Annotated in this window: 21 protein-coding genes; 10 read left to right on the top strand and 11 right to left on the bottom strand. The window is 61.4% G+C overall.

Features of this window, described 5'->3' with window-relative positions:
* Positions 1-2: 2 nt before the first annotated feature.
* On the bottom strand, positions 3-638 hold the full coding sequence (locus ACD590_RS20265; RefSeq protein ID WP_439003237.1) for a VUT family protein: 636 nt from the start codon (positions 636-638) through the stop codon (positions 3-5).
* 112 nt (positions 639-750) lie between these two features.
* Positions 751-1,047 carry a 50S ribosomal protein L28 gene (rpmB, locus tag ACD590_RS20260; protein WP_018243798.1) on the bottom strand — a complete coding sequence of 99 codons (297 nt, stop codon included), beginning with the start codon at positions 1,045-1,047 and terminating at the stop codon, positions 751-753.
* A 243-nt stretch (positions 1,048-1,290) separates the two neighbouring features.
* On the opposite strand from rpmB, the gene ACD590_RS20255 reads away from it, so the two are divergent.
* On the top strand, positions 1,291-2,073 hold the full coding sequence (locus ACD590_RS20255) for a DUF3108 domain-containing protein (RefSeq protein WP_439003236.1): 783 nt from the start codon (positions 1,291-1,293) through the stop codon (positions 2,071-2,073).
* Between the two features lie 30 nt (positions 2,074-2,103).
* A complete protein-coding gene (gene yddG / locus ACD590_RS20250) occupies positions 2,104-2,994 on the top strand; it encodes an aromatic amino acid exporter YddG (protein WP_439003235.1) in 891 nt (296 codons plus the stop codon).
* A gap of 3 nt (positions 2,995-2,997) precedes the next feature.
* On the opposite strand, the gene ACD590_RS20245 is transcribed toward yddG, so the two are convergent.
* Together ACD590_RS20245 and gloB are read right to left on the bottom strand one after the other, a co-directional pair.
* A complete protein-coding gene (locus tag ACD590_RS20245) occupies positions 2,998-3,420 on the bottom strand; it encodes a cupin domain-containing protein (RefSeq protein ID WP_439003234.1) in 423 nt (140 codons plus the stop codon).
* Positions 3,420-4,190: a hydroxyacylglutathione hydrolase gene (gene gloB / locus ACD590_RS20240; RefSeq protein WP_018243794.1), complete on the bottom strand. Its 771-nt coding sequence runs from the start codon at positions 4,188-4,190 to the stop codon at positions 3,420-3,422. Before gloB ends, ACD590_RS20245 begins: the two co-directional genes overlap by 1 nt.
* A gap of 53 nt (positions 4,191-4,243) precedes the next feature.
* Between gloB and ACD590_RS20235 the strand changes: the two genes are divergently transcribed.
* From ACD590_RS20235 to ACD590_RS20220, 4 genes are all read left to right on the top strand, one after another.
* Positions 4,244-5,065: a class I SAM-dependent methyltransferase gene (locus tag ACD590_RS20235; RefSeq protein ID WP_439003233.1), complete on the top strand. Its 822-nt coding sequence runs from the start codon at positions 4,244-4,246 to the stop codon at positions 5,063-5,065.
* A 196-nt stretch (positions 5,066-5,261) separates the two neighbouring features.
* Positions 5,262-6,359: a histidinol-phosphate transaminase gene (gene hisC, locus ACD590_RS20230; RefSeq protein WP_020487039.1), complete on the top strand. Its 1,098-nt coding sequence runs from the start codon at positions 5,262-5,264 to the stop codon at positions 6,357-6,359.
* Complete coding sequence (locus ACD590_RS20225) at positions 6,356-7,279, top strand: prephenate/arogenate dehydrogenase family protein (protein WP_018243792.1); 924 nt, start codon at positions 6,356-6,358, stop codon at positions 7,277-7,279. The genes hisC and ACD590_RS20225 overlap by 4 nt, the downstream gene beginning before the upstream one ends.
* 8 nt (positions 7,280-7,287) lie before the next feature.
* On the top strand, positions 7,288-7,707 hold the full coding sequence (locus tag ACD590_RS20220; RefSeq protein WP_018243791.1) for a GNAT family N-acetyltransferase: 420 nt from the start codon (positions 7,288-7,290) through the stop codon (positions 7,705-7,707).
* Positions 7,708-7,805: 98 nt separating this feature from the next.
* Here ACD590_RS20220 and ACD590_RS20215 read toward each other — a convergent pair whose 3' ends face one another.
* A complete protein-coding gene (locus ACD590_RS20215; RefSeq protein WP_439003232.1) occupies positions 7,806-8,822 on the bottom strand; it encodes a DUF2125 domain-containing protein in 1,017 nt (338 codons plus the stop codon).
* A 50-nt stretch (positions 8,823-8,872) separates the two neighbouring features.
* On the opposite strand from ACD590_RS20215, the gene ACD590_RS20210 reads away from it, so the two are divergent.
* Positions 8,873-9,415 (top strand): gamma-glutamylcyclotransferase, encoded by a 543-nt coding sequence (locus ACD590_RS20210; protein ID WP_439003231.1) that lies wholly within the window; start codon positions 8,873-8,875, stop codon positions 9,413-9,415.
* Positions 9,416-9,502: 87 nt separating this feature from the next.
* On the opposite strand, the gene ACD590_RS20205 is transcribed toward ACD590_RS20210, so the two are convergent.
* From ACD590_RS20205 to ftsE, 4 genes are all read right to left on the bottom strand, one after another.
* The gene (locus ACD590_RS20205; RefSeq protein ID WP_018448107.1) at positions 9,503-10,300 is read right to left on the bottom strand and encodes a lysophospholipid acyltransferase family protein; all 798 of its coding nucleotides are present in this window, start codon (positions 10,298-10,300) and stop codon (positions 9,503-9,505) included.
* A 182-nt stretch (positions 10,301-10,482) separates the two neighbouring features.
* A complete protein-coding gene (locus ACD590_RS20200) occupies positions 10,483-11,193 on the bottom strand; it encodes a YdcF family protein (RefSeq protein ID WP_018243787.1) in 711 nt (236 codons plus the stop codon).
* Positions 11,194-11,266: 73 nt separating this feature from the next.
* Positions 11,267-12,280 (bottom strand): cell division protein FtsX, encoded by a 1,014-nt coding sequence (locus ACD590_RS20195; protein ID WP_018243786.1) that lies wholly within the window; start codon positions 12,278-12,280, stop codon positions 11,267-11,269.
* Positions 12,273-12,932 (bottom strand): cell division ATP-binding protein FtsE, encoded by a 660-nt coding sequence (ftsE, locus tag ACD590_RS20190; RefSeq protein WP_003543317.1) that lies wholly within the window; start codon positions 12,930-12,932, stop codon positions 12,273-12,275. Before ftsE ends, ACD590_RS20195 begins: the two co-directional genes overlap by 8 nt.
* A 205-nt stretch (positions 12,933-13,137) precedes the next feature.
* Between ftsE and ACD590_RS20185 the strand changes: the two genes are divergently transcribed.
* From ACD590_RS20185 to ACD590_RS20175, 3 genes are all read left to right on the top strand, one after another.
* Positions 13,138-13,791, top strand: a complete 654-nt coding sequence (locus ACD590_RS20185; protein WP_439003561.1) for a hypothetical protein — start codon at positions 13,138-13,140, stop codon at positions 13,789-13,791.
* A gap of 134 nt (positions 13,792-13,925) precedes the next feature.
* The gene (gene hpt / locus ACD590_RS20180) at positions 13,926-14,468 is read left to right on the top strand and encodes a hypoxanthine phosphoribosyltransferase (RefSeq protein WP_003567049.1); all 543 of its coding nucleotides are present in this window, start codon (positions 13,926-13,928) and stop codon (positions 14,466-14,468) included.
* A 116-nt stretch (positions 14,469-14,584) separates the two neighbouring features.
* Positions 14,585-14,944, top strand: a complete 360-nt coding sequence (locus ACD590_RS20175) for a response regulator (RefSeq protein ID WP_003543311.1) — start codon at positions 14,585-14,587, stop codon at positions 14,942-14,944.
* Between the two features lie 241 nt (positions 14,945-15,185).
* Here ACD590_RS20175 and ACD590_RS20170 read toward each other — a convergent pair whose 3' ends face one another.
* The gene (locus ACD590_RS20170) at positions 15,186-17,840 is read right to left on the bottom strand and encodes a TIGR02302 family protein (protein WP_439003230.1); all 2,655 of its coding nucleotides are present in this window, start codon (positions 17,838-17,840) and stop codon (positions 15,186-15,188) included.
* A gap of 365 nt (positions 17,841-18,205) precedes the next feature.
* Positions 18,206-19,474: a diaminopimelate decarboxylase gene (lysA, locus tag ACD590_RS20165; protein ID WP_018243783.1), complete on the bottom strand. Its 1,269-nt coding sequence runs from the start codon at positions 19,472-19,474 to the stop codon at positions 18,206-18,208.
* Positions 19,475-19,485: the final 11 nt, after the last annotated feature.

Here is a 19,485-nt window from a genome sequence, read left to right as displayed (position 1 = left end):
AATCAGTTGGCGCGAGCGGCCTGCATCGGCCGCAGCACGTTCATCAGCGCACCATAGGGCAGCAGCATGACGAGGCCGACGATCATCTTTACGGCGAAATCGCCGATCGCCCAGGAAATCCAGCGTGGTCCCTCCGTGGCGAAGACGCCGAGGATAGGGGCTGCTTCCAGCGCGAAGGGATCGTTCGGGCCGAGGAGGACGAAAAACGCAGCGAAGGACAACGAGAAGAACATCACCGTATCGAGCGCCGAGCCGATCAGCGAGCCGACCAGCGGGGCGCGCCACCAGGCCTGGCGGCGGAGGCGGTTGAAGACGGCGATATCGAGCAGCTGGCCGGCGAGATAGGCCGAGCCGGAAGCGATGGCGATGCGCGGCACCGAGGTGAAGAAGGAGAGCGTTACGCCGACGACGAAGCCGGCAAACACGACCTTGCGGGCTGCCTGCGGGCCGAACTGGCGGTTGGTCAGATCGGTGATCAGGAAGGCGATCGGATAGGAGAAGGCGCCCCAGGTCAGGATGTCGGCAAGGTTGATGCCGGCGACTTCGGCGTTCAGCGGAAACTGGACGAGGAAGTTGGAGGCGACGACGACGAGCGTCATCAGCGCGACATAGGCGATGGTATAGCGGTTCTTCAGCATTTTTTTATCCTGGGTGATGCCACCAGTTGGAGGAGCAAACCGGCAAAGCAAAAGGCTTGTCCGGTATTATCCGTTCAAGCCTTTTGAAGCCGTATGAAAGAAGGGCAGAAGCTTACGCAGCAGCGGCTTCGGCGGTCTTCTTGGCGATCTGACGGCGCAGCAGGCGCGCGCGCATCGACAATTCGTTCTCGCTGGCCTTCAGCAGGAAGGCATCGAGGCCGCCACGATGCTCGACGGAACGAAGAGCGGCAGCCGAAACGCGAAGACGATAACGCTGGTTGAGAGCGTCGGAAATCAGCGTTACCTGGCACAGGTTCGGCAGGAACCGGCGCTTGGTCTTGTTGTTGGCATGGCTGACATTGTTACCAGTCAGGACGGCCTTGCCGGTCAATTCGCACACGCGGGACATGGAACACCTATTCTTGTTTTTCTCGGGCCATCGAATTGCCATTCCCGGCAAAGCCAGGCGCGCAATCCAACGGGCATGATTGGAAAGTTGCGGTTCTATAGTCAGACAGGCCGCGCGCGTCAAGCCAAACCTTGGCCTTTCCCGCAATTCTGTCAAAAAGCTGCTGTTTTCTTCCCATCACGGCAGGAGTATAGAGCGCTCAGCAAGGGCCTGCCAGCGCGCAGCAAGACAAGGCTTTTTTCCATGGCTCATTCGGGCAGACGGATTTTCATTTCGGCCATCGCCGCACTTCATGCCATACCGGCATCTGCGGCCGAAATCCAGCATCGGACGGAATACCGGGTGGCGCTCGCCGGCCTGCCGATCGCGCGCGCGGCGTTCCTGACGCAGATCGAGGACGATCACAGCTACACGATCGCCGGCGACATCAATTCCTCCGGTCTTGCCGATCTCATCACGACGATTTCGGCGAAGACCAGCGTCACCGGGGTCGTGCGCAATGACAGGCTGCAGGCGCTGAAGTACTCACTCTACTACAAGAGCGGCAAGAGGAAGGCCCGCGTCTACGAGGTCAGTTACCGCAACGGCAACATCATCTCGGCGACGACGACACCGATGCCGAAGCGTCCGAAGAACTGGATCGACGTCACGCCGCGCGACATGCGCTCGGTGCTCGATCCGATCTCCGGCCTGGTCTTCACCGGCGATACCAAGGTCTGCTCGCAGACGCTGCCGATCTTCGACGGCGAGACACGCATGGATCTGGTGCTGTCGCCAAAGGGCGACGAGGATTTTTCCACCAATGGCTTCAAGGGCAAGGCTGTTGTCTGCGGCGTGCGCTTCGTGCCGCGCTCGGGCTACAAGAAGGGCCGCAAGGACATCGACTATCTCAGCAAGAGCGACCGCATGGAAATCTGGTTTGCCAAGTCGGACGCGGCAAATGTATACGCTCCTGTCTATGTGCGCATTCCAACCGAATATGGAATGGTGACGATCACTGCCGTCAAATACGGCAGCAACAGCTGACGGGGCTTCTGTCTCCGTGAAGGGGGACAGGTGAAGCTTCGCGCGACGTTGATCGGTTTTACGGCCATCCTGATGTGGTCGTTCCTGGCGCTGTTGACGGCTGCCTCCGGCAAGATGCCGCCGTTCCAACTTTCAACCATCTGCTTTGCGATCGGCAGCATTCCCGGCCTCGTCGTGCTTATCCTCAACCCCGCGCGGCTGGCGCTGCTGAAGCAGCCGGCAAAGGTCTGGGTGACAGGTATTTCAGGGCTTTTCGGGTATCATTTCCTCTACTTCACTGCGCTCCGGAACGCTCCGGCGGTGGAGGCGGGGCTGGTCGCCTATCTCTGGCCGCTGTTGATCGTCGTCGGTTCGGCGCTGCTGCCGGGCGAACGGCTGCGCTGGTATCACCTGGCGGGTGCGCTTGCCGGGCTTTGCGGCACCTTCCTGATCGTCGGCCGCAACGGCATCGATTTCGACGGCGGCTATGCCGTCGGTTACGGCGCGGCCTTTCTCAGCGCTTTCACGTGGTCCGGCTATTCGCTGCTGACGCGCCGTTTCGACGCCGTCTCCACGGATGTCGTCACCGGCTTCTGCCTTGCGACCTCCATGCTGTCGTTCTTCTGCCATCTCGGCCTGGAGACGACCGTCTGGCCGGCAACGAGTTTCGAATGGGTCGCCGTCATCGGGCTCGGCCTCTTTCCGGTCGGGGCGGCCTTCTATGTCTGGGATTACGGCGTCAAGAACGGCGACATCCAGATCCTCGGCGCGGCAAGTTACGCAGCACCGCTGCTTTCGACGCTTATTCTGGTGCTGTTCGGATTTGCCGAGCCGAGCTGGCGCATTGCCTTGGCTTGCCTGCTGGTGACCGGCGGGGCGGTGCTGGCTGCCCAGGAGATGTTTCGCCGTAAAATTCCGGCGCAGTCCGCGGCCGCGGAATAGGCTTCAGCTGCCGGGCTTCCAATCGGGCGGCGCCATCTCGAAGCTTGAAAATTCGAAGCCGGGCGAGACGGTGCAGCCGACCAGGGTGAAGTCGCCGAGAGTTTCGGCCGATTGCCACCAATTGGCGGGAATGATCGCCTGCGGCCGCTCGCCGGCAGGAAGATTCGTTCCGAGCGTCAGGGTCTCGCTTGCCGTTCCGTCTTCCGAGCGGTGCAGCGAGAGCGGCGCGCCGGCGTAATAATGCCAGACCTCGGCCGCATCGTGGACGCGATGCCAGTGCGAGCGCTGCCCGCTGGTCAGCAGATAATAGATCGCCGTCGAGTGGCCGCGTTCTCCGCCCGCCGGATCGCGGAATGTCTGCACGTACCAGCCACCTTCGGGATGCGGCTGCATGCCAAGTTCGCGGATGATGTCCTCGGGCGACATCAGAAATTGTCCTTGCGCTTGCGGATCTCAGCAAAGACTTCCTCGTTCGTCTTGCCTTCCATCAGCAGATTGCGGCGGATCGCCGGGTCGGCGGCGCGCAAGAACGGGTTGGTTTCCTTTTCCAGCCCCAATGTCGTCGGGATGGTGAATTTGCCGTCGGCGCGCAAGGCTTCGATCTCGGCGGCGCGGCTCTTGAGGCGCTCATTGTCGGGATCGACGGTCAGCGCGAAACGGGCATTGGACAATGTGTATTCATGGCCGAAATAGACGGCGGTCTCATCGGGCAGAACGGCGAGCTTCTGCAGGGAATGCCACATGTCGGCAGCCGGGCGTTCGAACAGCCGGCCGCAGCCCAGCGCAAACAGCGTGTCGGCGGCAAACAGCAGCTTATCGTCGACAAAATGATAGCAGATGTGACCGGCGGTGTGGCCGGGCGTCTCGATGACGTTGACCGTGTGATCGCCGAAATGGAAGCTGTCGCCATCGGCCATCGTCCGATCGAGGCCGGGAATGGCGATGGCCTCGTTGATCGGGCCGATGATCTCGCAGCCGAATTGCTCCTTCAGCGCCAGATTGGCGGTGACATGATCGGTGTGATGATGTGTGGTGAAGATATGGGTGATTTTCCAGCCGCGACGTGTCGCCGCTTCCAGGATCGGCGCCTCCTCCGGCGCATCGATCGCCGCGGTAAAACCTGTCTCCGGATCGTGCACGAGAACGCCGAAATTGTCGGTGCGGCAGAGAAAAACGTCTAATTCCAAAGGTTTCATCGTCCAATAATCCCTTATCCCAGGAGTCTCGCGGAAATGTAGAGGTTCCGGCCTTGAAGTCCAACCGCCCGCTGATAACATTTGTCGCAATGCACGCCGATATCGTCGACCTACGCCAATTCTATCACTCCGAGCTTGGACGTCTTGCCGAGCAGTCGATCGCCATGGCGCTGTCATCGCTCTGGGTGCGGCTGCCGCAGGAGCGCCTGGTGGGACTCGGTTATGCCGTGCCCTTCCTCGACCGTTTCCAGGCCGATACCGAGCGCACCTTCGCTTTCATGCCGGCCGGGCAGGGCGCGGTGAACTGGCCGATGGGCTCGCTCTCGACGACGGCGCTGATTTTCGACGAGGAACTGCCGCTGCCGGATTCCTCGATCGACCGGGTGCTGATGGTGCATTCGCTGGAATTCGCCGAAAGCCCGCGCGAGACGCTGAAGGAGCTCTGGCGGGTGCTGGCGCCGGGCGGACGGCTGGTCATCGTCGTGCCGAACCGGCGCGGCGTCTGGGCGCGCATGGAGCATACGCCCTTCGGTTCGGGCCGGCCCTATTCCCGCGGTCAGTTAACAAATCTGCTGCGCGAGACGAACTTCACCCCGGGCGCAACGGCTGAAGCGCTGTTCTTCCCGCCCTCGAAGCTCAGGACCATCCTGCGGCTTCGCCGCGCCTTCGAGCGGATCGGCCGAACATTGTGGCCGGCCTTCTCGGGCGTCATCATCGTCGAAGCGCAGAAGCGGCTCTATCAGGGGCTGCCGGTGGCGGCGCGGGCCTCCCGTCGCGTCTTCGTGCCGGTTCTCGCACCGCATGGCGTGCCGACCACACGCACTACAGCGCCGCGCGTCTTTTCGAGACGCGCAAAGGACGCTGTAGCACTTTGAATTGCTGCATAATTTTATCCTGAAATCGATTCCGATTTTAAGGAATTATGCAGTAGATGACGTCGCTATCGGCGGTCTCCAACTGCTTGTGTCACGCCCATACCTCTCGACAACAATCGCATTCCGCTTTAATGCCACTTGGTGTTTTTCAGCCCGGATTTCCGGCAATTCCAAGGTCGAACCCATGAGCGTTGAGATGAGCAAGCCCGTTCCGCGTCCCGGTATTCTCGATATCGCAGCCTATGTGCCGGGCAAGGAACATGCGCCGGGTGTTGCCCGCGTCTACAAGCTTTCGTCCAACGAAACGCCGCTCGGCGCCAGCCCCAAGGCAATCGAGGCCTTCAAGACGGTTGCCGACAATCTGGGGCGTTATCCTGACGGGCAGGCGATCGAACTGCGCGAGGCGATCGCCGCCGTGCACGGTCTCAATCCGGCAAACATCCTCTGCGGCAACGGTTCGGACGAGCTGCTCGGCCTGCTCTGCCATGTCTACCTCGGTGCTGGCGACGAGGGCATCATCACCGAGCACGGTTTCCTCGTCTACAAGATCCAGATCCTGGGCGCGGGCGCCACGCCTGTCGTCGTCAAGGAGAAGGACTATACCGTCGATGTCGATGCGATCCTTGCCGCGGTGACGGAGAAGACGAAAATCGTCTTCATCGCCAATCCCGGCAATCCCACGGGCACCTATGTTTCCGTCAGCGAGATCCGCCGCCTGCAGGCCGGACTGCCGAAACATGTCGTCCTCGTGCTCGATGCCGCCTATGCCGAATATGTGCGCCGCAACGATTATGAAGCCGGCATCGAGGTCGTATCCTCCAATGCCAACGTGGTGATGACCCGCACCTTCTCGAAGGCCTATGGTCTTGCGGCGTTGCGCGTCGGCTGGATGTATGCGCCCGCCGAGATCGTCGACGCGCTGAACCGCGTGCGCGCGCCGTTCAACTTGAACGCGCCGGCAATCGCCGCCGCTGCCGCTGCCATCCGCGACCAGGCCTTCATCCAGCAGGCCGTCTCCTTCAACCAGATGTGGGTGGAGACGCTGACCCAGGCGCTCGAAGCGATCGGGCTGAAGGTGACGCCGTCCGTCGCCAATTTCGTCCTCATCCATTTCCCCGAGATCGACGGCAAGCGGGCCGCGGATGCCGACGATTTGCTGACGAGCCGCGGCTACATCCTGCGCGCCGTGCGCGGCTATGGCTTCGCCAATGCGCTGCGCATGAGCATCGGTCCTGAGGAGGCAAATCGCGGCGTGATTGCCGCGCTCACCGAATTCATGGGACATCAGGCATGAGCGTGCAGTTCGATCGGATTGCGCTGATCGGCATCGGCCTGATCGGCTCTTCGCTTGCCTACGACATCAGACGGCTTGGTCTTGCAAGGGAGATCGTTGTCGCCACACGCAGCCCCGATACGCTGAAGCGCGCGGAAGAACTCGGCCTCGGCGACCGCTACACGACGTCTTCGCAGGATGCCGTCAAGGATGCCGATCTGGTGATCGTCTCGGTGCCGGTCGGCGCCTCGGAAAGTGTGGCGAAGGAGATCTCGGGAAGCCTGAAGCCCGGGGCTGTTGTCACCGATGTCGGCTCCACAAAGGCTTCTGTCATTGCGCAGATGCTGCCGCATATGCCTGATAATGTGCATTTCATCCCCGGCCATCCGCTGGCCGGCACCGAAAAATCCGGCCCGGATGCCGGCTTTCCCGGCCTCTTCGAAGGCCGCTGGTGCATCTTCACGCCGGTCGCCGGCACCGACGAGACGGCGCTGAAGCGGTTGCGCAGCTTCTGGGAAGCGCTGGGCTCGAAGGTCGACGAGATGGATGCGGAGCATCACGACAAGGTGCTCGCCATCGTCTCGCACCTGCCGCATATCATCGCCTACAATATCGTCGGCACAGCCGACGATCTGGAGACGGTGACGGAGTCTGAGGTCATCAAATATTCCGCCTCTGGCTTTCGTGACTTCACTCGCCTCGCTGCCTCCGACCCGACCATGTGGCGCGACGTCTGCCTGCACAACCGCGATGCGATCCTCGAAATGCTGGCGCGCTTCTCGGAGGATCTCGCCTATCTGCAGCGCGCCATCCGCTGGGGCGAGGGCGACAAGATCTTCGAACTCTTCACCCGCACGCGCGCCATCCGCCGTTCGATCGTCCAGGCCGGCCAGGATGTCGACGCGCCTGATTTCGGTCGTCATGCGCTGGACAAGAAGTAGCCGCCGCGATGGTGGAGGTGGCACGTGCCGGCCGGGCGGATATTGACTGGCTGGTTCGCGAGGATGCCAGCTCCGGTGAGGCATGGGTATCGCGCTGCGTCGCGCTCGGCGAATATCTCCTTGCCTGGCAGGCCGGCGAAATCGTCGGCTTCCTGCGATTCTCCCGCTTCTGGGGCAGGGTTCCCTATATGGAAATGATCCGCGTCCTGCCCGAGCATCGCCGGTCGGGCGTTGGAACGGCGCTGCTTCTCGCCTGGGAAGAAGCCATGCGCGGCGAAGGCGCCCGCCTGCTGATGACGTCGAGTGAATGCGACGAAAGCCGACCTCAGGACTGGCATCGCCGTAACGGATTTTGCGAAACCGGCGCGATCGAGCTGCCCGGCCTGCAATCGGTGCCGGAAGTCTTCTTCATCAAGCGAATAGCCTGAAGCGCATCGCGTCGAACGGGAATCATGCGACGCGCTTCAGGCTTTTTCCTATTTCCTATGCATCCCGTTAACCGCTGGACACTTTTGGGCGAGATGCTTCAGATCGGCGGAATCCGGCCGAGCGGGATGAAACCACTGACGGTGGCATTGCCACGATCGACGACGAGATCGACAGAGACCTTGTCGCCGCCGCCGGCGAGCGCCTTCAACAGCTTCGTTGCCGTGTTGACGGTCGAGGTGATATCCGGAAAGGCCTGTTTCAGGCTGTCGCCCCAGGGGCCGAGCTGTTCGATCTCCAGCTTGAATTTTCCCGAGAGGAAGCCCTGTTCGTCGAAGGAGAAGGGGCCGGTGAGCGTCATCACCTTGCCATCGCCGATGTCGGCGACGATGCGGCGCAGTTCACCGGTGGTGCCATTGAGGCCGCTTCGGTCGCTGCCGTCGATCAGGCCGGCCTTGCCGGCGACGGTCAGATCGATGCTGGCAGACATTTTCGGAAAGATCTGCGACCAGTCCTTGATCGCCGTGTTGGCATCCTGCACGGAGATCGCGCCATCGAGATCGGCGCCGTTCTGGCGCAGATGGATTTCGGTGCGGGCGGCATCGAAGCTGATGGTCTGGCCGGTGTAGGAGGAGACGGCCATCGCCTTCAGACCCTCGATGACGGTCGAGCTGCGGTCGACGCCCTGCAGCCTGGTTGCAAGACTCGCCTGCAGGTTCGTCCATTGAGCCGAGATCGAAAGGCCGTTGGTGGTGCGGATCTCGGCCGGTGAATCGAGCTCCCAGACGATATTGCCGGGCGCGTAGATCTGTGCTGCCGAGCGCAGCGCGCCGAAGGTGGCGGAGACGCCGTTGACATTGTCGTCGACGTCGATCTTGGAGCAGAACAGGCCGATGCGGAAGGGATAGCCGCGGAATTCGATATCGGAGCATTCGCCGCTGACGCCTGCCTGATCGCGCGGTGCAATCGCTTTCAGCACCGTGGTCTTCAATGCTGACGCCGCATAGAACCAGCCACCGGTGTAAAGTGCGATCACCAGGAGGACGCCTCCACCCAGCAACCAGAATTTCTTACCGCTGCCGGATTGGCTGCTGCCGGATTGGCTTGACGCTGCCATGATGTTCTCCAATGGTGAATCGCAAATGTGATTCCGGTCTGGCGTGCGATATGGACGAATTTTGGGTATTTGGCTACGGTTCGCTGATGTGGAATCCGGGCTTCGAGTTCATGGAGCGGGCAGAGGCCCTGGTCTTCGGCTACAGGCGTTCGCTTTGCGTCCGCTCCTTTGTCCATCGCGGCACCCGCGACAATCCGGGCCTGGTTCTCGGCCTCGACAGGGGGGGCGCCTGCCGCGGCATGGCTTTCCGCATTTCGCCTGAAAAATGGGATGAGGTGATCGATTATCTTCGCGCCCGCGAGCTGGTCACCAATGTCTACCTGGAACGCCGGGTGCGGCTGCAGCTTGCCGGCCGGCGCCGAGTGGAAGCGGTCGCCTACATCATCGATCGTGATCATGAGCAATATGCCGGCGCGCTGGATGCGGTTGCGGCGGCACGGGTGGTGAACGAAGCAGAAGGCCAGTCAGGTCCGAATGATGCCTATGTCTTCAATACGCTGACGCATCTGAAAGAGATGGGCATTCGCGACCATTGGCTGGAGCAGGTCGTCAACGAAGTGGAGCGGCTGCGCGCCGTCTGCATAACTCCTTAAATCGGTATCGATTTAAGGAGTTATGCAGCCATTCAAAGTGCTGCAGGATCCTTTGCGGCTCTCGAAGAGACGCGTGGCGCTGCAATCTCAGGCCGTCGCAGCGTTCAATTTTCGCAGCTCCGCCAGCCTTTCTATCGCCGTCGGCGGGAGCGGCAGATGCGGATTTCGCTCGACGGTTTCGAGCAGAAGCTCGTCGCTTGCCCGCTCCGATACCTCGATCAAATGGGCGAAGAAGGCGTCCGGATCCATTCCCGGCATGATCGGCGGCAGGATTCTCACTTTGAAATGACCGGGATAACGACGAATGCTCCGCCTCGGCCAGAAGAGACCGGGATGCATGGCGACCGGCACGACGGGGAGATTTAGGTCGCGGTACATGCGGGCGATGCCGTATTTATAGACCGGCTCCGCGCCCGGCGCGCGGCGGGTCCCCTCGGGATAGATGATGAGCTGGCGGCCGGTCGAAAGCTCTTCCTTCGTGCGTTTCAGCACTTCCACCATCACCTTGCCGCGAGCGCCGCGATCGACCGGGATCATGCGCTGCTTCTTCGCATACCAGCCGAAGAGGGGAATCCACATCAGTTCGCGCTTCAGGATATAGACCGGATCCTTCAACCAGGGCAGCAGCGCGTAGGTATCCCAGAAAGACTGGTGCTTCGGCGCCAGGATGTAACTGCCATCCGGCAGGTTCTCCAGGCCCTCGATCTCGAAGGTGGTGCCGACGATCACTCGCATCAGCCAGTGGTTGGAGCGCGCCCAGTTCTTCGGGATCGCATAGGCGATCTTGCGCGGCACCACGAAATAGTAGGGTGAGAGCACGATCATCCGGATGATGAGGTTGGCATAGAAGATCGTGTTGAAGAGAACGGAACGCAGGGCGATCATGAAACTTTCCCGAGGCATGCTCACGCGACCGGCCTACACGATATTGGCGGTCATAAAAAGCATTTGATGACGCCCTGATGTAAAAGCCTAGCGCATAATCCCTTCCAAATATCGGAATCGATTTTTGGAAGGGATTATGCGCAACTTTTAAATCGATGGAGCGTCCTATCGGACGCGCGGCTCTATTGCTGACCGGACGCATTTGCCGAGCGCAGCCCGGTGTGACGGCCGAAGCCGGTGATGTTGCGGGCGCCGGCCAGCAGCACTTTCGCATATTCGGCAAGCATGACGCGCATCGCATTCGGGTCGGTGAACCAGTTGCTGCTCTTCAAATCCGAATTGACCACGGGATAAGCGATGAATTCGATGTCGGGATCGACATAGGAGAGTTCGGCGAGGCTTCGCGGCATGTGATAGTTGTTGGTGACGATCAGAACGCTCCGGTACCCCTTGGCGTGGATCCAGTTCGAAGCTTCCTCGGCGTTGCCGATCGTGTCGATCGCATCGTAGCCAATATCGACACAGCAGGAGAAGAGATCGGCTGAACCTTGCGTCATCTTGCGGATCTGTGCCGGCGTCGTCGTCGGGTGGACGCCGGAAATGAGCAAGCGTTTGCCGGCACCCTTCTGCAACAGCTCCACGGCCTGGTCGATGCGCTGGTAGCCACCCGTCAGGACGACGATCGCATCCGCCTTCGGCTCGGCCGGCGGCCTGAGCGTCGTCACCGAATCGGCAAAACGCAGAAAACCGCCGAACACCAGAGCGATTGCCAGCAGGCAGGCAAAGCCGCCCCAGCGCAGCAGGCGGCGGATCGGCCCGCGCCGCGGCGGCAGACCCACCGGGCGATCAAGCTCCGGGCCCTGATGAATCGGGTTGGGTGTCGTATGTCCCATGGTCATGAATCGTGATTATACGCTGATTGCGGCGCAGAACAGACGCTTTCATGGCAAAACGGCCCGGTCACGATCAACTTCCGATGCCGTCGGTGCGTGTCGGGTCCGAGCGCAGTGTATCGATTTCGTAGATCGTCCGCATGACGGTCAGTCGCGCGGTGAAGGTGGTGAGGAGCGCGATGACAATCATCGTTGCGAAGATGCCGGCATAACCGAGCACGCCGACGGAGAAGGTGCCGAAAAGCGCGGTCGCCTGGTCCGTTTCCGGGGTGGCGAGGGTGCGGCTCTGCCAGAAACCGGCGGTGGCGAAGAAGAGAGCGGCAAGCGCGCTGCCGATCGCCGAGCCCTTCAGGCTGATCTTCAGGAAATGCTTCTGGAATTCGGTGGCGACGAAGGAGCTTTCGGCGCCGACGAAATGCAGCACTTCAACGACGTGACGATTGCCCGACAACGCGCCGCGCGTAGCGAAGACGACGGTAAGCACCATCGCCGTGAAAACCAGGAGCAGGATGCCGGTGCCGATCATCACAGTCGTGTGCGCCATGGACACCAGCCGGTCGACCCAGGTGCGGTGATCGTCGAGGCTGGCCTGCGGGATACTGTCCTTGAGCAGCGCTCGCATCGAATCGAAATCCGGCGGATTGCTCTCGTCGATGGTAATGATGACGAGACGGGGAACGGGCAGATCCTTGAGATCGAGACCGGGGCCGAGCCAGGGTTCGAGCAGGCGAGCGGTCGCCGCCTCGTCGACGATCTGGCCGCTCTTGGTGCCGACAAAGGTCAGCGCCAGGTCGCGCGCCTGGGTCAGCGCCTTCTCCATGTCGAGATTGTCGTCCGGCTTGATCTGAATGGTGATCTCGCGGGAGATCTGGCTCTCCCAACTTGCCGCCGTCGAGCGCACCATGCTGACGCCGCCGAGCGTCAGGCAGGCGAGAAAGGCCATGATGGATATCACCACCATCAACGCACTGCCCTGGATGTTGGAAGGCGGCAGGATCGGCGCGGTCGGACGCACGCGCAGTTCCGGCCGCTTCTGCTGGATCTTGGCCGACGCCTTCTCGGGGTTTCTGGACGGGGGCTCAGTCATAGATATCGAGATGCCCCTCTGAGAGGATCATGCGGCGGGCTTCCACCTGTTCCATCAGCGCCAGGTCATGGGTGGCGATCACGACCGCCGTGCCGAGGCGGTTCAGCTCGAGGAAAAGATTGAGCAGGCGCTTGGCCATCGGCGGATCGACATTGCCTGTGGGTTCGTCGGCCAGCAGCACTTCCGGCCGGTCCATCAGCGCCCGGGCGATTGCGGCGCGCTGCTTCTCGCCGCCGGAGAGCACGGGCGGCAACACATTGATGCGTTCGCCAAGGCCGACCCATTTCAACAGTTCCAGGACATCGGTCTTGTAGGAGCTCTCATCCTTGCCACGTACCCGTAAGGGCAAAGCGACATTCTCATAGGTTGTGAGATGGTCGAGGAGGCGGAAATCCTGGAAGACAATGCCGACGCGGCGGCGCAGAAGCGGCAGTTCGGGGCGGGGGATTTCGGAAATATCGCGCCCGAACATGCGGATCAGGCCGCGTGTCGGCTGCAGCGACATGAAAAGCATCCGCAGTAGCGACGTCTTGCCGGCGCCCGATGGGCCGGTCAGGAACTGAAAGGATTTCTTCGGAATGTCGAAGGTCAGGTCCCGGAGGATTTCCGGGCCCATGCCATAACGCAAACCGACATTCTCGAAGTGGATCAACGGGCAGCTCAGTCTGTTGTGGGTTTCACCGCACGACTTGTTAACCAACACCGTTAACAGCCGGTAAATTTTGCTGGAAAGACGCCCGTTTGATGGCGATCTTTGCGAAGCATTAACCATTAAAATTTACGACTGAGCAGGATTCGTTTCAATGCCAGATTTCTCCTGGCAACGAAACCATGTGGACATCTGCGAGGCAGCCACCATGGAAGCATCCTCCTTCAGTCGCCGGACGCCGGGCCAGGCCTATGATTTCCTGCCGCCGGAACCCGCCAACCGCCAGTACCGCTCGGCGCGACCTGCCGATATCTCCGACGCCGAATTCGTTACCCTCGGCAAAGTGCGGCCCAGGGAATTCAATGCAAGGAGTTATAACGACAACCGCAAGCGCATGGCTGCCGCACAGGCCGCACAGCCGGCGCTGATGCCGGCGATGGCTGCTTCCGTTCTGAGGACAGGGGAATCCTGGCTGCAGCGCGCGTCGATGCGGAGCTTCGCAGCGCTGGTGTTGGCGCTCGTCGTGCTCGTCTTCGGGCTTGCAGGTGGTTTTTCCGGCCTTTCCGGCGAGCGAGCCACTTCCGGAGCGCCGCTGCATTTCACCCATGTCACGGTGACGCCGCGTGATGCGAACGGCATGCGCGTTCTTGTCATCAACGGCATCATCGAAAACGAGAGCGGCACGACGCAGACGGTGCATCCGATCCGTGCCGATCTCGTGACCGACGAGCGGCTGACCGCAAGCATCGTCATCAACCCGCCGGCGGATGTGATCTATAGCGGCCAGAGCCGGGGCTTCTCGGCTCGCGTCCAGCATGCCGGCGGAAAAATGCCGGAGGTCCGGCTTTCCTTCCTGCCATAGATGTAACAGGACATGGAATGGCCGACTTTCCCGCCACAGGTCGCGCCAATCGCGTTAATTTCATAGCCGACGAGGCTGTTTCAGGCTCGCATATGTGCTAACGGCTTACCCTTCTTTTCATGGAGCAAGCCCTTATGCCTGTCGTGCGCGGAAAAAACATCGAGCCGCTCTTCACCGCCGAGCAGATCGCCGAGCGCAATCATTCGATGGCGCGGGAGATCGCCAATGGCCCGACCAAGGACCTGCTCGTCATCGCCGTGCTGAAGGGCTCCTTCATCTTCGCCGCCGACCTGATCCGCGCCCTGCATGATAGCGGGCTTGCCCCGGAGGTCGAGTTCATCACCCTGTCGAGTTACGGCATCGGCACGGTTTCGCAGGGCGTGCGCATCGTCAAGGATATCGACAGCGACGTCCATGGCCGCGACGTTCTGCTGATCGACGATATCCTCGAATCCGGCCGAACGCTGCTCTTTGCCAAGGAACTGCTCTTCGAGCGTGGCGCGCGCAACGTCACGATCGCCGTGCTGCTCGACAAGCGCGTCAAGCGCAAGGAAAAGCTGGAGGCTGACTATGTCGGCTTCGAATGCCCCGACTATTTTGTCGTGGGCTACGGCATGGATGTCGCCTATGCCTTTCGCGAACTGCCCTTCGTCGGCGTGGTTACCGGGGACGCCTGAACTGTTGCCTTCAAGACGGGTTGTTAACCATCTCGTCCATCGCTTCGTCATCTTTACCGATCGAAAAGGAAAGTCTGGTGATTTCCGTCGCGGGGCTGATACGGAGCGATGCACATATGGCAAGAATTCTGATTACGGAAGACGAGGACTCCCTGCGGTCCTTCGTAGCCCGGGCCCTTAGGCTTGATGGCCACGAGACCGATGAGGCGGCCGATGGGGCCGAGGGCTTGGAGAAGCTCAAAGACGGGGTCTACGATCTACTGCTTTCAGATATCCGCATGCCCGTGATGGACGGTATTGAACTCGCCCATCAGGCAAAAGACGCTTTTCCTGGCTTGAAAATCCTGCTGATGACCGGCTATGCCGAACAGCGCGAACGGGCCGACGATCTTGCCGAAAAGATCATCGACGTCGTCGCCAAGCCATTCGCGCTTCCCGATATCCGCAAGGCAGTCGCCCGAGCGCTTGTCGCTTAGAGCCAGGATGCTGAAAAGCGTGATTTCGGGCGAAATCATGCTCCATTTCTTTGATTGAGATCACGATTCAGATTCTAAAGCGCGTCGCCATCTTTCAGATTCGCGCCTTGCGCTTTAGGTCTTTGTTTTTACGCAAGTCGTTATCGCAAAACCGCTGCACACTTTTGCGCGACATGCTTTAGGCCGGTTCGGCCTGGAATGATCTTGTTCTAACGCGCCTGCTGTCCATCGCGTTGCGGTGCTACTGGATGTCCAGCAGCCGCTCGAGATAGCGCCGTTCCATTTCCTGCGGCGGATTGTTGCCGAGCTTTTCCCGGATCGCGTCAAGGATTTCTCGCGCCCGCTGAACGTCGATTTCGTCGGGCACCTTCACGCTGTTGTCGCCGAAATCCGGCCCTTGGGTCCGGCGTGGCCGGCCGAGTGGGTCGCGGTCGTTCTGGTCGCCCTGGCCAACCTGGCCGTTCGGACCTTGACCCTGTTGGCCCTGCTGCGCCTGCATCATTTGGTTCATCATGTCGCGGGCGCCCTGGCGAAGCGCTTCCAACGCGCGGCCCTGGCCCTCGACGGCCGGTTGGCCGCGGCCCTGGCCGAGTTCACGGCCGGCGCCCTCCATTTCACGCTGCGCCTGGCCAAAGCCCGGGCCAGGCTTCATGCCCATCTCGCCGAGGCTCTTCTGCAATTCGCCGAGCTGCTTGCCGAGCGCATCCTGCTGGGCGCGCAGCTGTTTTAGCGCCTCACGCAGCTGCTCGGCTGTCATCTGGTCGGAGGGCTGCTGGCCTTCCTTGCCTTGCTGGCCCTGCTGCTGATCCTGAGGCTCGCCGTTCTCTCCGGGGTTCATCTCGTCGAGCAGCGGATCGTTCTCGCCCATATCAGGCTCGCCGCGCTGCATGCGGTCCCTGAGCTGCTGGTCGAGCCGGAAGGTCTGTTCCATCAGCTTCTGTTGGTCGCGCAGGATCTCGCCGAGCTTGTCGATCTGCTTGCGGGCCTCGCTGTTTTCCTGACTCTGCTGGCCGCGCTGTGGACGGCCCGCCTGCAGGTTGTTCATCATCCGCTGCAATTCCGACAGCATCTGCTGGGCGGCGTCACGATTGCCGGAGCGGGCGAGATTCTCGATCTGGTCCATCATCCGTTCCAGATCCTGCTGACGCAGGATATTTTGCGCGTTCTGGTTCGGCTGCATCGGCGCGTTCTGCATGCGTTGGGCAAGCTCGGTCATATAGTCCTGCATCGCCTTGCGAAGCTCGTCCATCAGCTTCTTGATCTCCGCGTCCGGGGCGTTGCGATCCAACGCGTCGGCGAGGTTCTGCTGGGCTTCGCGCAGCTTGCGCTCGGCAAGCGAAAGATCGCCATCTTCCATGCCGAGGGCGATCTCCCACAAATATTGGGCCGTATCCTTCAGCGCATCCTCGCCCCTTGCAAGTTTCATGCGCGTCAAGGCGGATTCCAAGAGCAGATAGTTGGTGAGCTTGGGGATCGTCTCCTCGGGACGAATGGTCAGTGCCTCGTTCAGCGCGATCGCCTGCGGCATCTTGCGCGTATCGAGCGCGAAAACCTGCCGTTCTTCGGCGACAGCCGCGGCAAGCGGCTCGTTGAAGGGCCGCGACGGCAGCGCCATCTCATACGGCGGGCTGCGGCCGGTCTGGCCTGCGGCATCCTTGGCAACGAGCGTGATGCGCACGCGCTTGCCGGCAAGCGGATGTTCGGTCAGGTTCCGGCTGGTCACACCCTTGGCGTCGCGGGCGTTGCGGCGGGGAATATCCAGCCGGTATTCCGGCAGCGGATAGAGCGGCGTTGCCGTCGGATCGGTGTCGACGGGAACGATCTCCGCATGCGCCTCCTGGACCCCGTAATCGTCCTTGACCGTGAAGGCGATTTCAAGCGCGCCGTTGACGCTGCGCTTCGGCAGGCCGTCGAAGGCAATTTCTGGCGCCTTGTCGGGGAGCACCTCGAAGCTCCAGCGCCGGCCGTTGACCTCAAGTGCACCGTTTTCCTGGAGCTTCATCATATGCGTCTGCGCGACGAGAGCCTGGCTGGCAGGTGCCGCCGTCGGCTGCTCGCTTCCGGATGCCGCCGTCTGCTGCGGTTTGGTATCCGCCTGTACTGATATATCCTGCGCCTCGCCGTTGGCCTTGCGGAACACGACTTTTTCGGCCGTCTTTCCGCCGCTGACCCGTACGGTAAGGCCCGAAAACTGCGGAATGCCGATCGGCGCCTGCTCGCTGCCGTCAGCCGTCAGATAGATCGGGGCGCGGCCGGTATAGGAAGGCGGCGTCACCCAGGCGTCGATGCGCACCGCCGGATCGCTGACCACCTGCTCGGGTGCTGCCTGCAACGCGTCGCGGATCGAGCCGCCGTTGATCGACAGCGAATAACCGAAGGCCGTGACGAGCAGCAGCGCCGGGACGGCGCGCAGCGCAAAACGGTCATGCGCGGCGATGTCAGGCCGCGGCAGTCCGGCATCGAGTGCTGCGATCTTTTCGGCCATGCGCGTCTGGTGCTCGCGCCAGAGCGCTCGGCCAAAGGGCGTATCAAAGGCCGGCTCGTCTTCCTGGACGGTGACCGGCTGGTGCGGCAGGCCGTTGCGCTCCTCCAGCATGCGGTCGGCTTCTGCGTTCCTCGGCCAGCGCAGGGTGCGGAAGGGGAGGAGCGAGACGAGAAAAGCGCCAGCAAAGGCGATGAGCAGCAGGATGCGCAGCCAGTCCGGCACGCTGCGGAAGAGACCGAACCAGGAGGCGGAGAGATAAAAGGCGATGACGGATAGTACCGGCATCAGAGGCGGCAGCAGCTGCTCGAAAAAGAGCACGATGCGCGCCAGCACGCGTTTCGTCGTCACCAGCCGGGCAAGCGAGGGCCGGAACGCAAATGCACCTTTCTTCTGCCTCGAGGGGCTTGTCATCGGTCCGGTCTCCGCGATCTGGCGTTCTGGAACAGAGGGCGCTTCCGGCGATTGCAGGGCAATACGCTCATGAACGAAAGGATAACACTCTTTGTGGCGAAGGCGAGGGCGAGCGGCCAGTAATACTGGCTTTTCACGGTTATTCGCCAAAAAGTGATGCGACTTAAAGCGCGTCGCGATCTTTCGGATTGCTTCGCGCGCTTTAGGTCTTTGTTTTACCCATGTCGTTATCGGAAAACCGCCGCGCACTTTTGCGCGACATGCTTAGAGCGCCGTGCGTCCTTTCGGACGCACAAAGGACGCTCTAACTCTTTCAATCCTCGCATCGTGCTTTCCGAAAATCGTCCGATTTTCGGGCCGATGCGCTAGTCGAGCCAGGCCGGAACGGAATCGAGGCTGATCAGTTCGGCATAGGTTCTGCGCGGTCGAATCGTATGGAAATCGCTGCCCCTGACCAGAACTTCGGGCACCAGCAGGCGGCTGTTATATGTGCCGGCCTGGACCGCACCATAGGCGCCGGCAGTGCTGACGGCCATCAGGTCGCCGGGCTTCGGCATCGCCATCTCGCGGTCGAGCGCCAGATAATCGCCGGTCTCGCAAACGGGGCCGACCACGTCGGCGCGGATGCGGGGGGCGTTGGCCGCTGAAATTGTTACCGGCCGGATCTCGTGATAGGCCTCGTAGAGCGTCGGGCGGATGAGGTCGTTCATCGCGCCGTCGACGATGACGAAGGTCTTTTCGCCGCCATCCTTCACATAGAGGACTTCGGTCACGAGGATACCGGCATTGCCAACGATCAGGCGGCCGGGCTCGGTGATGATCTTGCAGTCCAAGCCGCGCAGCTGGTTCTTGACGATTGCCGCATAGGCATCCGGCAGCGGCGGCGGATTGTTGTCGTCCTTGTAGGGGATGCCGAGGCCGCCGCCGATATCGACGTGGTGGATGGTGTGGCCGTCGGCGCGGAGCGTCGCGACAAGGTCGTGCAACAACTTGAAGGCGTCGTCGAAGGGCTGCAGTTCCGTGATCTGACTGCCAATATGCATGTCGATGCCGGTAACCTCGATGCCCGGCAGCTTGGCGGCATGGGCATAGATGGCGCGGGCGCGCTCCCAGGAGATGCCGAACTTGTTTTCCTTCTTGCCGGTCGAGATCTTGGAATGCGTCTTCGCATCCACATCCGGGTTGATGCGGAAGGAGACCGGCGCTTTCTTGCCCGCGCTGACGGCGCGCTGATTGAGGATCTCGAGCTCGGGCTCGGATTCGACGTTGAAGCAGTAGATGCCGGCCTCAAGCGCAAAATCCATCTCGGACGGCGTCTTGCCGACACCTGAGAACATGATGCGGCTCGCCGGAATATCGGCGGCAAGCGCGCGGCGCAGCTCGCCTTCCGAGACGACATCGATGCCGGCGCCGAGGCGGCCCAGCGTCTTCAGCACCGCCTGGTTCGAATTCGCCTTCATCGCATAACAGACCATGGAGTCCATGTCGGCGAAGGCTTCCGAAAAGACGCGGTAGTGGCGTTCCAGCGTCGCGGTGGAATAGACGTAGAAAGGTGTGCCGACCGCCTTGGCGATCTCGGGAACGGGAACGTTCTCGGCATGAAGGACGCCGTCACGGTACTCGAAATGGTTCACGGGCTTATGCC

The organism is Rhizobium sp. 862_C5_N1_2 (assembly GCF_051811205.1).
GTDB lineage: Bacteria > Pseudomonadota > Alphaproteobacteria > Rhizobiales > Rhizobiaceae > Rhizobium > Rhizobium leguminosarum.
This window is presented reverse-complemented; position numbering and strand designations above follow the sequence as displayed.

Excerpts from the sequence above, each read along its gene's own strand:
- ACD590_RS20265 (WP_439003237.1), bottom strand. The coding sequence starts at position 638 with ATGCTGAAGAACCGCTATACCATCGCCTATGTCGCGCTGATGACGCTC.
- rpmB (WP_018243798.1), bottom strand. The coding sequence starts at position 1,047 with ATGTCCCGCGTGTGCGAATTGACCGGCAAGGCCGTCCTGACTGGTAAC.
- ACD590_RS20255 (WP_439003236.1), top strand. The coding sequence starts at position 1,291 with ATGGCTCATTCGGGCAGACGGATTTTCATTTCGGCCATCGCCGCACTT.
- ACD590_RS20245 (WP_439003234.1), bottom strand. The coding sequence starts at position 3,420 with ATGTCGCCCGAGGACATCATCCGCGAACTTGGCATGCAGCCGCATCCC.
- gloB (WP_018243794.1), bottom strand. The coding sequence starts at position 4,190 with ATGAAACCTTTGGAATTAGACGTTTTTCTCTGCCGCACCGACAATTTC.
- hisC (WP_020487039.1), top strand. The coding sequence starts at position 5,262 with ATGAGCAAGCCCGTTCCGCGTCCCGGTATTCTCGATATCGCAGCCTAT.
- ACD590_RS20225 (WP_018243792.1), top strand. The coding sequence starts at position 6,356 with ATGAGCGTGCAGTTCGATCGGATTGCGCTGATCGGCATCGGCCTGATC.
- ACD590_RS20220 (WP_018243791.1), top strand. The coding sequence starts at position 7,288 with ATGGTGGAGGTGGCACGTGCCGGCCGGGCGGATATTGACTGGCTGGTT.
- ACD590_RS20215 (WP_439003232.1), bottom strand. The coding sequence starts at position 8,822 with ATGGCAGCGTCAAGCCAATCCGGCAGCAGCCAATCCGGCAGCGGTAAG.
- ACD590_RS20210 (WP_439003231.1), top strand. The coding sequence starts at position 8,873 with ATGGACGAATTTTGGGTATTTGGCTACGGTTCGCTGATGTGGAATCCG.
- ACD590_RS20205 (WP_018448107.1), bottom strand. The coding sequence starts at position 10,300 with ATGATCGCCCTGCGTTCCGTTCTCTTCAACACGATCTTCTATGCCAAC.
- ACD590_RS20200 (WP_018243787.1), bottom strand. The coding sequence starts at position 11,193 with ATGGGACATACGACACCCAACCCGATTCATCAGGGCCCGGAGCTTGAT.
- ACD590_RS20195 (WP_018243786.1), bottom strand. The coding sequence starts at position 12,280 with ATGACTGAGCCCCCGTCCAGAAACCCCGAGAAGGCGTCGGCCAAGATC.
- ACD590_RS20185 (WP_439003561.1), top strand. The coding sequence starts at position 13,138 with ATGGAAGCATCCTCCTTCAGTCGCCGGACGCCGGGCCAGGCCTATGAT.
- hpt (WP_003567049.1), top strand. The coding sequence starts at position 13,926 with ATGCCTGTCGTGCGCGGAAAAAACATCGAGCCGCTCTTCACCGCCGAG.
- ACD590_RS20175 (WP_003543311.1), top strand. The coding sequence starts at position 14,585 with ATGGCAAGAATTCTGATTACGGAAGACGAGGACTCCCTGCGGTCCTTC.
- ACD590_RS20170 (WP_439003230.1), bottom strand. The coding sequence starts at position 17,840 with ATGACAAGCCCCTCGAGGCAGAAGAAAGGTGCATTTGCGTTCCGGCCC.